14 protein-coding genes are annotated in these 14713 nt (G+C 54.7%); 7 read left to right on the forward strand and 7 right to left on the reverse strand.

All coding sequences use genetic code 11. From position 1 onward, the window contains the following. Window positions 1-67 precede the first annotated feature (67 nt). Window positions 68-769 (forward strand): class I SAM-dependent methyltransferase, encoded by a 702-nt coding sequence (locus tag C162_RS30655; RefSeq protein WP_036701306.1) that lies wholly within the window; start codon window positions 68-70, stop codon window positions 767-769. 426 nt (window positions 770-1195) lie between these two features. Here the strand turns inward: C162_RS30655 and C162_RS30660 are convergent, their stop codons facing one another. The 4 genes from C162_RS30660 to C162_RS30675 form a co-directional block, all read right to left on the reverse strand. Continuing rightward, complete coding sequence (locus C162_RS30660; protein WP_036701308.1) at window positions 1196-2119, reverse strand: ADP-ribosylglycohydrolase family protein; 924 nt, start codon at window positions 2117-2119, stop codon at window positions 1196-1198. A gap of 36 nt (window positions 2120-2155) precedes the next feature. Further along, window positions 2156-3154, reverse strand: coding sequence for a Gfo/Idh/MocA family protein (locus C162_RS30665; RefSeq protein WP_036701310.1), 999 nt, complete (start codon window positions 3152-3154; stop codon window positions 2156-2158). A 201-nt stretch (window positions 3155-3355) separates the two neighbouring features. After that, window positions 3356-4156 (reverse strand): hypothetical protein, encoded by an 801-nt coding sequence (locus C162_RS30670; RefSeq protein WP_036701312.1) that lies wholly within the window; start codon window positions 4154-4156, stop codon window positions 3356-3358. 398 nt (window positions 4157-4554) lie between these two features. Further along, on the reverse strand, window positions 4555-5268 hold the full coding sequence (locus C162_RS30675; protein WP_036701314.1) for a YceI family protein: 714 nt from the start codon (window positions 5266-5268) through the stop codon (window positions 4555-4557). 144 nt (window positions 5269-5412) lie between these two features. Between C162_RS30675 and C162_RS30680 the strand changes: the two genes are divergently transcribed. The 4 genes from C162_RS30680 (at window position 5413) to C162_RS30695 (ending at window position 9027) form a co-directional block, all read left to right on the forward strand. Beyond that, window positions 5413-6093, forward strand: a complete 681-nt coding sequence (locus C162_RS30680; protein ID WP_036701316.1) for a response regulator transcription factor — start codon at window positions 5413-5415, stop codon at window positions 6091-6093. After that, window positions 6081-7511, forward strand: a complete 1431-nt coding sequence (locus C162_RS30685) for a sensor histidine kinase (RefSeq protein ID WP_036701318.1) — start codon at window positions 6081-6083, stop codon at window positions 7509-7511. Before C162_RS30680 ends, C162_RS30685 begins: the two co-directional genes overlap by 13 nt. Window positions 7512-7617: 106 nt before the next feature. Continuing rightward, complete coding sequence (locus C162_RS30690) at window positions 7618-8133, forward strand: hypothetical protein (RefSeq protein WP_036701320.1); 516 nt, start codon at window positions 7618-7620, stop codon at window positions 8131-8133. Window positions 8134-8289: 156 nt separating this feature from the next. Further along, complete coding sequence (locus C162_RS30695) at window positions 8290-9027, forward strand: hypothetical protein (RefSeq protein ID WP_036701323.1); 738 nt, start codon at window positions 8290-8292, stop codon at window positions 9025-9027. Between the two features lie 256 nt (window positions 9028-9283). Here the strand turns inward: C162_RS30695 and C162_RS30700 are convergent, their stop codons facing one another. After that, the gene (locus C162_RS30700; protein ID WP_051494060.1) at window positions 9284-10210 is read right to left on the reverse strand and encodes a DUF6612 family protein; all 927 of its coding nucleotides are present in this window, start codon (window positions 10208-10210) and stop codon (window positions 9284-9286) included. Window positions 10211-10421: 211 nt separating this feature from the next. On the opposite strand from C162_RS30700, the gene C162_RS30705 reads away from it, so the two are divergent. Next, a complete protein-coding gene (locus tag C162_RS30705; RefSeq protein ID WP_036701325.1) occupies window positions 10422-11879 on the forward strand; it encodes an amidase family protein in 1458 nt (485 codons plus the stop codon). A gap of 42 nt (window positions 11880-11921) precedes the next feature. On the opposite strand, the gene C162_RS30710 is transcribed toward C162_RS30705, so the two are convergent. Both C162_RS30710 and C162_RS30715 read right to left on the reverse strand, forming a co-directional pair. After that, window positions 11922-12245, reverse strand: coding sequence for a YciI family protein (locus C162_RS30710; RefSeq protein ID WP_083677915.1), 324 nt, complete (start codon window positions 12243-12245; stop codon window positions 11922-11924). 13 nt (window positions 12246-12258) lie between these two features. After that, on the reverse strand, window positions 12259-12816 hold the full coding sequence (locus C162_RS30715) for a DUF1273 domain-containing protein (RefSeq protein ID WP_036701327.1): 558 nt from the start codon (window positions 12814-12816) through the stop codon (window positions 12259-12261). A gap of 238 nt (window positions 12817-13054) precedes the next feature. Between C162_RS30715 and C162_RS30720 the strand changes: the two genes are divergently transcribed. After that, window positions 13055-14704 carry a spore germination protein gene (locus C162_RS30720; protein WP_036701356.1) on the forward strand — a complete coding sequence of 550 codons (1650 nt, stop codon included), beginning with the start codon at window positions 13055-13057 and terminating at the stop codon, window positions 14702-14704. The last annotated feature ends 9 nt before the right edge of the window (window positions 14705-14713 follow it).

Consider the following 14713-nt stretch of genomic DNA (forward strand, 5'->3'; position numbering starts at 1 on the left):
GTCTGGATTGTCTCATAGTGTACATTTGGTTTGCCGCATGATGACAGGAAGGGAGACTTTGAGAAGAATGAATGATGAAACGATTTATAGCCATGAGGACACGCTGAGGATGCTGGACGCTTTTTTCCGGGAGGAGGGAGAGTGGTGGGATGAGTTCTATGCGGATAAGGAGAAGGGCATTCCCTTTTTCCGGGATTGTCCCGATGAGAATCTGGTGGAATCCTTCAGCGGCGGGGTGCTCACCCCGGGCCGGGTGCTTGAGCTAGGCTGCGGAGGCGGCAGAAATGCAGTGTACATGGCCCGTCAGGGCTGTAAGGTGGACGCTGTGGATATTTCTCAGGCAGCGGTCAATTGGGGAATGGAGCGTGCAGCGGCACATCAGGTCGAGGTGAATTTTACTTGCGGGAATATCTTTGACCTGGAACTGACGCCCGGGAGCTATGACCTCATCTATGACAGCGGATGCTTCCATCACATCTATCCCCACCGCAGAGCCACCTATCTGGAACTGCTGGACAGGGCGCTTACGCCCGGCGGTTATTTCGGCTTGACCTGCTTCGCAGCAGGTTCCATGGGTGCAGAGATTACCGATTGGGAGGTCTACCGTCAGCGGCGGATGAGAGGCGGATTAGGGTTCACGGAGGAGCAGCTCAAGACGTTCTTCGGCAGTTACGAGAATATCCGGTTCCGGCGGATGCGCCAGACGGAGCAGAGTGAGAATCTGTTCGGTGAAGCTTTTCTGTGGACGGCCTTGTTCCGAAAAAGATAACTGCAGACATCAGAGCTATAACGAGCCACCACCTACTGGAGCAGTTATCGGATGCTGTCGGAGCTCGAACAGTAGTAACTGTACTTTGTACAATAGAATGCTGTAAAAAGGGCATCGAAATAGATTCTATTGTATTCGGTACATTTGAATGTTGAATAAAGGCTATTTTTCGCCCATTACGCAACATTCTACTGTATGAAATACCTGAAATACCTCTATTCCTCGGTTCTCAACCATTCGGGTAAATTTAGTTGTACAGACTACAGTTAGCAGAGGACGGCCTGCCATTTCACGTTTTTTAGTTGCGCAGAATACACTTATCTTCCATAATTGCTTCGAACGTAACCTCATGCTCTGCACGAAAAATAGGCTGAGCGCTCAACAAATGCGCCCAGCCTATCTCATGCCGCTTATTCCCGCTTACTGTTACTGCACCCGCTCCGTGAACAACCGGCCCGCGTAGTCGCTGATCAGCTCACGCATCGCCAGCTTGCGGCTCCATTCGGCCGGGATGCCACTGAGGCCGTAGTAGGCTCCGGCGATCTGGCCGTAGATGGCCCCGGTGGTGTCGGCGTCATTGCCAAGGTTCACGGCGAACAGTGCGCCCTCTGCGAAGCTGTCCGACTTATGGAATGCCCATAGCGCCGCCTCCAGCGACTCCACGACATAACCCGATCCCTGAATCTGTGGCGGCTCCTTCAGCTTGTAGGAGCCTTGCTTGATGTTCAGCATATGCGGCGTCAGCGTATCTTCATCCAGCCATTCACGGAAGGCCTCCGGCGCCAGCATCTCCTGCTTACTCCAGCCGTGCAGCCCGGCGAGAATATATGCCGCTAGCAGGCGGCAGGCAGCAAGACACTCGGCGGCCCCGTGTGTGGTTCTTGAACTCATCGCTGCATAGCGGATCACCTCCGCGGGGTGCTCCGCATAGTACATCACCACCGGAGCCAGACGCATAATTGAGCCGTTACCGGCAGAGAACGGGTCCTCTGAACCGCTGTAAGCCTCCCCGCTTGCTTCATACCGGTGCAGCGCTTCGCGCGTTGCGTTACCGATATCGAAGCACCGGCTGGTGCTGCTGAGTGCGCCTTCGCGGTACCATTTCACATAACGCTGCATCTGATCTGCCGGATCGAAGCCCTGCAGGGCAAGCAGACTCTCCGCAAGGCAGAGAGCCATGGAGGTATCATCCGTCCACTGACCCGGCTGCAGAGCAAATACCCCGCCGCCGACAATATCTGTCATTGGCTTGAAGGTGCCTGGGGCTTGGAACTCTACAGTTGTTCCCAGCGCATCTCCGGCGGCCAGCCCCTGCAGGCAACCCTGATAACGATCATTAGTCAATGTCACTTGGTCTCCCCCTTTCCAGAAGCCTCACACCGGCGGTTATTCGCCGGGGTATTTCAGCCCCCATTGTGCCCGGACAGTATCCAGCAGCTTCATTATGGCTAAGGATTCATCGAGGGTCATTACCGGACTCTCAGTAAGTCCCGCTTGAAGGCAGCGGCCCACTTCTTCCGCCTCGAAGGCATAGCCAATCGAAGCGCGTTCATCTTCGAACATCTCTGCTAATTCGCCGTTCATGTACAGCTCAGCAGACTTGGGATTGACCAGCGTGCCTTTGACCACGATATGCCCTTCCGTTCCGTAGACATAAGCTTCCTCATGCATGTTCAGGCGCACGCCCCCGTTCAGAGAAGCAGACACGCCATCGCCGTAGGACAGCAGCAGCGAGAAGTGCTCGTCCACGCCAGTCTCTCCGATATGAACGGTGCTGCTGACCTTCTCAGGATGCGGTCCAAGGACCATCGAGGCGAAGGAGACTGGATAGATTCCGACATCCAGCAGTGCTCCGCCGCCAAGGGCCGGATTCAACAGACGTCCTTCCGGGTTCCAGTCGGCGCGGAAGCCAAGGTCCGCCTTCACCAGCCGCACTTCACCAATTCTCCCGGCTGCGAGCCACTCCCGCACCTTCACCTGCGCCGGGATATAACGGCTCCACATCGCCTCCATCAGGAACAGCTTGTGCTCCCGGGCATAGGCCACGACTTCCTCCAGTTCAGCACTATTCACGGTAAAAGGCTTCTCGCACAGCACAGCCTTACCTGCACGCAGCGCCAGCAGCGCGTTCTCCCGGTGGAACGGATGCGGTGTGCCGATATAAATGGCGTCCACATCAGGATCATTCACCAGCTCTTCGTAGGTGGCGTATGCCACAGGAATGCCGTGATCGGCTGCGAATTTATCCGCGCTTTCCTGCGAGCGCGAGCCGACTGCATAAGCCACGCCGTTGCTGGCATGGGCCAGATCTGTTGCGAATTGATGGGCGATCCAGCCTGTGCTGAGAATGCCCCATTTTATCGTGTAAGCGTTATCTGCTGCCATAGTAATCTCCTCCTCTTAATGAAGCTCAGGTCCCTCTGATTCTATCAAAATCTCCCTGGTGTGTACATGTCCGCCTTCCGGCAGGACCCTCCAGCTCTAGACAAGTGTGTATTACAGCCCCAAGTGGAAACGGCTTTGCCGTCCTTTTAAAGGACGGTACCGTTTCAGCGAGAAATAGAAGGATAATGGATAGCGTGAAGCCTATACATTCTTATATTTGAACAACGAATTCAGGCGTTCCTCCGAATAACCGTCCTCCCCACGCCAGTTGGCTACAGCGTTGAAGTCATTGCCTCCGCCCCGGCCCTGACGCGGCTCCTCCTGCGGAACCAGAATACCGGCATATCCCCAGATCTCCATCACCACATCCCGCTCATACTGATTAGAAGGGAAAATATTCTTCCAGTGCTTCTCCAGCTTCCGTGCCCCGTCCTTACTGCCGCATAGCTTCACGGCCTCGGCCATGTCCTGCAAAATACGAAGATCCTGCGGAGTTGCCTCCACCTCCTCTTCCCGGCTAAACAGCTCCAGATCCAACCAGCAATACAACAGCTTATTGAGGCGGATGCCACCCCATTTGACCCGCTCGAAATTGAGCACATTCAGATCTACAGCGTTGTACTGCTGATCAGACATCAGATGCCCGGCATCACAGGCCGCACAGCTGCTATACCTTGGCTGCTTAGCAGGAGGCTGGGCGTAGGCATGCGCAGACAGCTCCGAGGTCAAGGCCCAACTGGACAAGGCGCTCCGCAGATGAACCTTCCGGGTAGATAGACTGTGCAGGAAACCCGCCGCCACCTTGTCCCGGGTCACGCTTCCGCTGTGCAGCACCCGCAGTTTCTCCACCAGCTCATCATGGGTGATCGTCAGGGGATCGAACATGACCCCCTTGCTCTTGGCATAGTCGAAATCTTCACCGGAAAAAGTCCCGTACGTGCCCTTCCAGCCGCTGGCACTCCAGAACGATTTTTGCAGTATGGTTTTGGCCTTACGATCCATGTATCTTGCTCCCTTCCTTACCTGATGGTCCTGTTCAATGATTATGTATCTCTTATACTTAACCTGAAGGCGGGGATTTGCACCGTTACAAGAAATTACCCCTAAGGGGTGAAGGATGCTTTTATGGCGGTGCTCAGCCTACCTCTCACCAGTTCTGAGAGTCTTCTCTCACCGACCGCTTGTATGGATAGCACAATGTCCATATCTCACCGCAGCAGCAACGATTGTGTTCGCTTTTTCGATTACATTCCGGCCGTACACCCCGCGCCAGCCTAATGTGTTCGGTTTTACGCATACATCCGCCCCCACCGCCTTCGCGCCTGCCCAAGTTACATCGAAAACCCTCCCCGCCAGCCGCAAATCCACGGCAACGGGAAGGGTAATCTCCAAACCCTATATTATTTCTTAAGCACAAGCTCCAGGCGCACATCAAGGTTGTTCTCGGTACTCAGCACGATGGAATGCGGATTGCTAAGGCCGAAATCCTCGAAGGTTACTGTAGTCGTACCCGACAGCTTAAGCTCTCCGCCGCTGTATGCGGCCTGCGAGTCGAACGTGACTTCCTTCTCAATGCCCTTCACAGTCAGCATCCCCTTCAGTTGTACCGGCACCGCGGTACCCTCTGTCCATTCCTTCGGCAGCTCCGAGAAGGACTTCACCGTGAAGGTAGCTTCCGGGAACTCTGCCACGGACAGGAAGTCCGCTCCCTTGACGTGCTCGTCCCGTGGGGCTGTTCCTGAATCAAGTGCGTTCATGTCTACCGACCCTTCGCCGGTCATCGCGGAGGCATCCTCCAGATTCACCTTCCAGGTTCCCTTAACGGAGGGGTCTACGAAGTTCACGGTTTCCTTGGATGTGGTCACAGACCAGTAGACCTTGGACGGCTCTGTAATATTCCAGGCTCCGTTCAACTGCTCCGGTGTTACAGCAGCAGCGGCAGCAGCCGCATTGGCCGTTCCTTCCTTCTGGGCTCCGCTATCCTGGGCCTGCTCAGGAATCACCGATTCAATCTCCACCTTATTGCCAAGGCTGTTATTCACTAAGATGAAGGCGGTGATGGCTCCTGCAATAATTACAATGGCTGCGGTTATAGCGACGGTTCTCTTCTTCATACAATCTCCTCCATTCCATATTCTTATCTCTGCTCTATTGGCTTGGCTCCCATTCTACCAAAGCAATATGTCGGGAATAAGTCAAAGCGGACAGGCCGGGAATATGTTAGAATTGTCGTAATTTTAGTTAAGGGACTGAAGCTCATGCAATCGATACTAATCGTAGAGGATGAAGAAGCCATCGCGCGGGTGCTTAGTGCCTATCTGCGAAAAGCAGGCTTCCACGTCACCCGGGCCGCAGACGGCCGGAGTGCCCTGGACACCTTCGAGGAGGCGCCGCCCTCACTGGTCCTGCTCGATATCATGCTGCCGGAGATGGACGGCTTCGAGCTGCTGCAGCTCATCCGTGAGCGGAGCAGCTGCCCGGTCATCATGCTCACCGCCCGCGACGGCATCAATGACCGGCTCGCGGGACTGGACGGCGGAGCTGACGACTATATGTCCAAGCCCTTCATTCCCGAAGAAGTGGTCGCACGGGTGAAGGCGGTGCTGCGCCGTCCCTCGCAGTGGTCGGACGGCAGCCGCAAGCGCCATTTCGGCAGTCTGTTCATCGATTTCTCGGCGCGCAGCATCTTTCTGAACGGGGCGGAGGTCAGCCTCAGCCCGCGCGACATGTCGGTTCTGCTGTTCCTGGCCGAACGCCCGAATCAGATCTGCACCCGCGACCAGCTGCTGGAGCATGTATGGGAGATGGACTACGATGGAAGTGACCGGGCTGTTGATCTCTCCATCAAGCGGCTCCGTCAGGCACTGTCGCACTGGCCGGAACGTGAGGGCGAGATCCGCACACTGAGAGGAACAGGATATCAATTATGGACAACATAAATAAGAGTAAGAAGAAACGCAACAAGAAGAAGACCACCTCCATTCTCACTTACTGGACTCTGCGGTATCTGCTGATCATCAGCATTGGGCTGCTGGTGACGGCACTGTTCACCTTCTGGTGGATGCAGCAGGAGGCAATGAGCAACCGGATGCAGACGACCGGCCTGCTGGCGCAGGAGATCGCTGACCGCAGCGTAGATACAGACGGCCAATTAGCGATTACCCCGAACCTGAATAAGCTGGTGGAGGACCGCAAACGCTTCTTCAAGGTAACTGAGGAGATGTGTGTAATCATCACCGGACCAGAAGGAGAGCTGCTGTACTCCCAGCCCCCGATGACGGACGAGGAGATGCGGTACAAGCTCAATGATAGCCTGACCGATTCGCGGACCTCGGAATACAAGGCCGCTGCCGCGCAGATCCAGGGGGGCCAGGGCACGCTGGGGCAAGTGCTGGTTATGCAGTCCAAGCGCTCCCTGCGCCATATCCCGACGGAGGAGATTACCTTCTTTTCGATTATCATCGTCTTCCTGATTATTTTAAGCTGGCTGACGATCTATCTCTTATCGATCAAGCTGGCCAAGCCGGTTCAACGGGTGGCCGCCGCCGCCGCGCAGATTAGCAGCGGCCAGTATAATATCGTGCTTGAGACCGGGGCCAGAGAGCGCGAGATTCACGAACTCCTCGTCTCCTTCCAGGAGATGGCGGGCAAGCTGCAGCAGTTCGAGCAGTCGCGGGCCATCATGCTCGCCGGCGTGTCCCATGAGCTGAAGACGCCGGTCACCTCAATCAAAGGACTGCTCCATGCAGTACGCGAGGGGGTTGTCGAAGGCGAGGAGGCCGGGGAATTCCTTGATATCGCTCTGCTTGAGACCGGGCGGCTGCAGCATATGGTCGCTGACCTGCTGGACTACAATGCGTTGACGGCAGGCATGGTTGCCGTCCGTCACGATAACCTTGAAGCAGCACCGCTGTTGGAGGAAATCCTCTATCAATGGATGCTGACCCAGAGCGAGGAAGTCAATAAGCCCATCCTGCTGCTGCCGGAGACCCCGCTTGTGCTGCGGGGGGACCCGCTGCGCATCCAGCAGATTATTGTGAATCTGCTGGGGAACAGCCTGCAGGCGAAGACGCCGGACCGCAAGCTTCAATTGAAGCTTGAACTTACTCCTACGCCGCAGGGGCAGGCCGAAATCACCGTTACGGATAACGGGCCGGGCATCCATCCGGATAGCCGGGAACGGATCTTCGAAGCCTTCTACCGCAGCTCGGGCAAGCAGAGCCTGCTTCGCGGACTCGGGCTGGGCCTGACGTTCAGCAGACTGCTGGCCGAGGCCATGGGCGGCAGTCTGGAGCTGGGCAGCCACCCGCCGCAAGGCTGCTCCTTTGTGCTGCGGCTCCCGCTGGCAGAGTCATGAGCCCGGGAAGCGCGTGTAGTCCCGCGCCACACTGCGTGGTATAATCAATAATTTATAGCGTAAAACATATAAATTCTTATATTTCAAGTGGAAACCGGAGGCGTATATGCTTACTTTTGAACAGAAAATAGCTATTCTTGATTCCTATCCCCAGCTGGAGGCGCGGAAGGTCTCGCTGGGACGGGTGAATTATCACCTGGAGCAGAGCCGGCACGATAAGAAGACCGTGGCTTCGCATATTCACCCGAACGGGAACGGCTTCGTCTATGCCGGGCTGCTGCGGGGCTATGAGACGGATGATAAGGGACTGGTCAATATCCGCGATTATTCGGAGGCTGCGCTGCGCGAGCTGCTGGATGCGTCCATCACCTCTCTCTTGATGTACATTCCCGAGGCCCCGGCCCCTTCCAAAAGAAAGAAAAAAGCGCAGACTGGCGGAGCTGAAGCGCAGTCGCTGTGGACGAATGAGGATGGCCATACGCTGAGCCTGAGATTCGAAGAGGATCTGTGGTATCTCTATGCCGGACTGCAGCTTGAGATGGCCTTCGAGACGACGGCTGAAGCGGAGGAATATCTCGCTGAAGAGGGCTTTGCCCGGGTGGCGGACGAACCACAGGAATAGGAATGGCCCCGGCCCGTAAATCGACGTTTATCGACGATTTACGGGCTTTTTCGGATGAATTCCTGCATATTCCGGCAAATTTATAGAATTTCCCGGTGAGTCCCCTTATACTATAGCCAATGGCATTTTCCATATATTTCACAAGGAGGAATCACCATGAACAATCCGGAAGGTGGAACACCCTTCACGAATCCTGAGGGACCCAACAACCAACCTGGGCAACCGCAGCCCCAGCGCAAGGTAACTGAGCAGCTCAACAACCTGCTCAAGGATGAACGTGTACAGCAGGCACAGGCGGTAGGCAAGCAGTATTGGAGCTTTTATCTGAGAGCCCTTACCCGTCCGTACAGTACAATGAGGGAAATTCCTGTGGCCCATTTCATGAACAGCCTGATCACTATGGGGCTTATGGCCTTGCTGACGGCCTTATATTTCCTCACCCTGTTCATCAAATGGGATGTCTCGGCCATCTTCGGCCCCGGCTTCCTGAAGCCGCTGCTATTGACGGCGGCAGGCCTTGCCGTTGCTTGCGGAGCCACTTATGCCGTTCTCCGGCTGGAGAAGGTCAGCTTTGATTTTAAATTGCTGATTACCCGGATGGGAACACTGCTCGTTCCGGCCGTGGCGCTGCTGGTGCTGGCGATTCTCACGCTCGTTGTCAGCCTGTACTCCTTCTCGACCACACTGGTGGCGTTGTCCTTCCTGTTCGTCTTCATCAGCATGAATACGGCTTTGTTTCAATATCCGCTGAACACCGCCGGCAGCCGGGGAATTGATACCTTATACCCGATTGCCATCGCCAACATTGTGACCGGATATATTTTCTACAAGCTGATCACCTCCGTCATTGCCGGCGCAGCCCTTGGTATGCTCAGCAACTCGTTTAATTTATAAAATCACCCCGCAAAGCGGGGCTTTAGCTAAGATGTTCACCCAGGTACTTTACAGGGGCGCCAAAACAACTTACCAAGTGGAAACGGCTTTGCCGTCCTTTTAAAGGACGGTACCGTTTAAGCGAGAACATAGAAGGACAATTTATCGTGTGAAACCTATAAATTCTTATATTTGCAAAAAAACGGCGCTGCCGTCCTTAACAAGGACAGCAGCGCCGTTTCCATGTGCTACATTGCTATTCAGCCCGTTACGCCTGTTACGGAGTTGTCGGGGCTGACGGTGCAGAAGGCATTTCAACTTCCTTCGCGTCCAGCGCTTCCTGCGGAATTTTGATCTCATCAACCTTGTTGTGATCGCTGATGGTCGCCTTCATATCCATATCAATGGATATTGTCTGGTCCCCATTGATCATATCCATGACCATGGTTACTTCAGTACGGGTTGGGAAGTAGGTCTTTTTATCCACCGCATACGCAATATTCATGGTTTTGATATTCATCTGCTCCATCATGGCAGCCATCTGCTGATCAGAGCCGCCGGTCTGGTTCATGTAAGTCTTCGCCAGCTCCTTGACATCATCACCGGATACCTCTGCGGCCAGCATATAGTTATCACCATCCTCAGTGATCTTTGTCTTTTCGGAAATTGCCTTGAATTGCTCCAACTGCTTCTCCGGGTTAGTAGACTGCTGCATAGCGGTAATGACCTGTTGACCCATTGTAGCAGGCAGCTTCATCCACGCACCGTTCGTCTGCGAATAGAAGCCGTCCTTTGTCACATACTGCTCAATCTTCTGGTCGCCCTGGGCCGTCTTCATCAGTATCTCCTGATGCATCGTCAGCGGCTCCTTAATGAATTTGGATTTCGTGGTCATATCGGTATCTTGCGCATTGTCCCCTTGTGCCGTCTTCACATTGATCTTCTGCTTCACTTGCGATTCCATCTCGAAGCTCTTCAGCTGATCAGACGCAGCAACCGTCTTCTTAATCAAATCCTCTACACTTGGAACTCCGTCCGAAGTCTGTTCAGCAGGCGCAGCCGATGCAGAAGCTTCCGGAGCCGCGTTCCCTGCAGGCGCAGCTGTTGCAGCCCCCTCCGAGGGTTTGAGTTCCTCATTATTGCCGCAGCCAGCCAAGGCAGCAGTCAGCATAACACCCATAAATATCGTAGTCCATTTCTTCAAGTTCGACTCCTCCTAATCATATCAGCAAGTAGTATTGTTAAATCTTGTGATGTATTTAACCACAGGGACACCCCTTTTAATCAGCCGTTTAAAAGTTACATCCAAAGTCATGGTCGTTCCGCCCGCAAAAGAACACTATGAAGACAGGCAAAACTATGCTTATATGATGGAGAATACTACTAAATCCAAAAGGGAAAGAAGCGTGGACCGCATGAGTTTTGAAATCGTAGAGGCTACCATAGCGGAGATTGGGACTGCTCTGGATTCCGGAGAGATCACGTCCAGACAATTAGTCCTGATGTATCTGGAGCGCATTGCCGATCATGACAAAAGCGGCCTGACCGTCAATTCCGTGCTGGAGATTAATCCGGATGCGCTGTTCATCGCTGAATCCCTGGATGCTGAGCGTCTGCATCAGGGGCCGCGCGGACCGCTGCACGGCATCCCCGTGCTATTGAAGGATAACATTAATACCGGGGATAATATGCATACCAGCGCGGGCTCGCTCGCGTTGGCGGATTCTTTTGCCGGAGAGGATGCCTTCATCGTCAGCATGCTGCGCGAGGCGGGAGCTATTATTATGGGCAAAGCCAATATGACGGAATTCGCTAACTTCATGACGAACGGCATGCCCTCCGGCTACAGCTCCCGGGGCGGGCAGGTGCTTAACCCCTACAACATCTCCACGCCGACAGGAGGCTCCAGCGCCGGGTCTGCGGTAGCGGTAGCCTGTAACTTCTGCACGGTATCCGTCGGAACGGAAACCTCGGGCTCGATCCTCAATCCCGGCAATCTTGGCTCTATTATCGGTATTAAGCCCACGGTGGGGCTGATCAGCCGCTCCGGTATTCTGCCGCTCTCCAGCACGCAGGATACCGCCGGGCCTATGGCACGAACGGTCCGGGATGCCGTCCTTCTGCTGAATGCCCTGCTCGGTCAGGATGCCGGCGATGCAGCTATGGGTACGAACAGAGGTAAGGTTCATGAGGATTATACGGTTTTCCTGGATGCAGACGGTCTGCGGGGAGCAAGAATCGGAATTCCTCGTGATTATTACTTCGAGGAGCTGACGGAGGAGCAGCTTGCGCTGTTCAATGCCTCTGTAGAGAGAATGCGGGAGCTTGGAGCGACAATCATTGATCCGGCCGAGATTACAACAGCACGGGAGATCAGCTATTCATCCGTGGTGCTGAATGAATTCAAAACCTCGCTGAACGCCTACCTGGCCCGCCTGGGTGCGGGTGCACCGATGCGCACCCTGAAGGATATTATTGATTTCAATCATGCCCATCCGGTCCAGACGCTGAAGTTCGGGCAAGCTACCCTGCTAGATGCCGAACATACGACCTCCGGCACCTTCACTGAGCCGCAATATCTTCGTGACCGTATGACAGATCTCAGGCTCTGCAAGGAGCTGGGGATCGACGCTACCATGCGCGAGCATCAGCTTGATGCCCTGCTGTTCCCCGCTGACTTCGGCGCACGGATTACCTCAAGAGCGGGATATCCGTCCATCGTTGTGCCGTCAGGTTATACCTCAGCCGGAGCCCCCTTCGGCGTAACCTTCTCCGCCCGGGCCTATGAAGAACCGGTGCTTATCAGACTGGCCTACGCTTATGAGCAGAACTATAAGGTGCGCAAGCCGCCTTCACTCCGTAGCTTCATCTGATTCCGCTTCACTCTATGTTCTCTATTATTCCTAATACAATGCCTAATCTGCGGCTATGCCCATATGCCTGTTGCCTTCATGGGACAGGCCCCAGGTGCGCAGCTCGTAGCTGCGGATACCCGAAGTGACATACGGGTCCCGCTCTGCGATAGCTGCCGCTGCCTCGCGGGAAGCTGCGCGGATAATCACCATCCCTCCAGGACTGTCACTGAACGGTCCGCATAATACCAGTTGCCCGCTTCGCTCCAGTTCCTGCAGATGCTTGACATGCGCCTTGATAATCTCCATATCCCTGCGGTCCTGCTCCGTAGGACTCAGCAGAATGACATAACAGATATCCTCGGGGTAAGCCGTCTCCTGATTCATGATTATCTCTCCTTCAATCATAATCCTGCCGGTTCTCTTCATCGGCAATGCTCTGAATCTCCTCTGCATGCATCAGATGCAGCTCATAATCGCCTTCGGCATGCAGCTTCACGACCCGCTCTTTCGTAAACTTCGCACTGCTCTCCGCTGCATCCTCGTCGTAGAACAACAGAATCCCGTCGCTTTTGCGCAGCAGGAGATCATCTCTGGCCTTGAACTGCCAGCTTCCGTCATAGGGGGCATTGCTTACGGCTCCGTAATAGTCGGCACCGGCCACAATACGGCGGTATTCATTCTGCTTCTCTTCCTTCCATTTCTCTTCCGGTGACGCATGCGCCGTAATAATACCCAGCTTCAGTCCTGGATATTGCTGCTTCAGCTCCAGCACTACTTCGCAAGCCCACAGATCAACGCCATATTGCCCGGGCGTGATGACCCATTCCAGTCCCTCCTCCACCAGCGGAATGATCCGGTTCGCGAGTGCTTTTTTGATATAAGGAATACCCTGATGCTTGCTGTCATAAATGCCGAGCTCATGGGCCCGGTAGCCTGTGACCAGTAAAGTCTTCATGTGCCCCGCCTCTCTCATGACTGCTTCATTCCGATATGTATGGAACAACCGGTACTCTATGCATTATATCTTATTTCGCGTGGCAGGGCTTCCGGACCCGGAGAGTATATAAGCCGGACCCGCCGTGCCAAATTATTTTCGGTAATTATGAGTAATTTTAGATGAAGTTTGGAAAACTGCATGAAGATGAAAACTCGTACTCCGTTATACCCAAATTCGAAAGCTGGGGATGATTACACTGTTCGGTATGATTCTTTCCTATATACCCGGCTGGGCAATCTTCGCCCAGGCGGGTGTGGCTATACTTGTTCCGCTGCTCCTGGCCTATCTCTATAAATCGCTCTACAAGCTGGTAGGCAGCGGACGCGGCCAGATCGGGTACGGCGCAAGAACCCTTCCGCAGCCGCCGCCACCGCTGGCTCCCGAGGAATCCTCTGCCCGTTTTACCGGTGATCTCCAGACCGACCTGCAGGCGGTTAAATCCGGCATCGGCAACAACAGCGATGTCCATTTCAGAGCATTCACAAATGCGAACACAGGTGCACAAGGAGTCGTCATCCATATCGACGGAATGCAGAGTGACCGGCTGCTCAGTATGGAAGTCATGCAATACCTGATGTATGAGATGCCTGCCGGTCCACAGTCTTCTGTTGAAATGGCCGGGCAACGTCTTCCCTTCAGTGAGCTTAGAGAGGAAGAGCATATCAGGGACTTCAATAAGTCTGTCCTCTTCGGTCATGCCGCCCTCCTGATCGAAGGACTGCGCTGCGGCCTCCTGATCGAGATGCCCAATGCTCCCAGCCGCCAAGCGGACGAGCCGGTCTCCGAAGCGCTGCTCCGCGGCCCCAGACTGGGCTTCACGGAAGTGCTCAGCGAGAATACCTCTATTTTGCGCCGCCAGGGCCTTAGCGATCAGCTTGAGATGGTATCCTTCCGGGCAGGGACCGCTATTGAAAGGGAGATCGTTGTGGCCTACATGAAGGATATCGTGAACGCTGATCTGCTGGAGGAGATCAAAAACCGGATCTCCAAAATCGATATGGATTTTCTGGCCGAATCCGGTTATATTGAGCAGCTCATTGAGGATAATTATCTCAGTCCGTTCCAGCAGCTGCAGAATACAGAACGGCCGGACAGGGTCATCAGTGCCCTGCTGGAAGGACGGGTCGCCATTATGCTCGACGGCACGCCCTTTGTGCTAATCGCACCGGTAACCTTCAGCATGCTGCTGCAGTCACCGGAAGACTATTATGATCGCTGGCTGCCGGGAACACTTCTGCGGCTGCTGCGTTTTGGCGCTTCCTTCTTTGCCCTGATGGCTCCAGCCCTGTATATCTCATTCATCTCCTTTCATCCGGGGCTGATTCCTACAGAGCTGGCGATTACGATCATCAAGACCCGGCAGGGTGTGCCCTTTCCCTCTCTGATAGAGGTGCTGATTCTGGAGGTCGCCATTGAGATCCTTAGGGAAGCGGGCATCCGGCTGCCGAAGCCGATCGGTCCGGCGATGGGCATCGTCGGCGGTCTGATTATCGGTGATGCAGCGGTCCAGGCCGGGATCGTCAGTCCGTTCCTGGTCATTACGGTCGCCGTAACCGCTATCTCCTCCTTCTCCATTCCGATGTACAGCGCCGGAATCACCCTGCGGATGCTGCGCTTCGCCGGCATGCTGTTCGCCTCGGTGCTGGGAATGTACGGGACCATTCTGTTCTTCCTGCTGATCTGCTGCCACCTGACCAAGCTCAAGAGCTTCGGAGTGCCTTATCTGACCCCGCTCTCCCCGTTCCGGCTCAGTGACTGGAAGGATCTGTTCCTGCGCGCTCCGATGGCCCTGATGAAGCGCAGACCGAAAATGATGAAGACCAAGCAGAGTAAACGAAGATCATAACCGCGCCTG

This window comes from Paenibacillus sp. FSL R7-269, from assembly GCF_000517865.1.
Lineage (GTDB): Bacteria > Bacillota > Bacilli > Paenibacillales > Paenibacillaceae > Paenibacillus_AQ.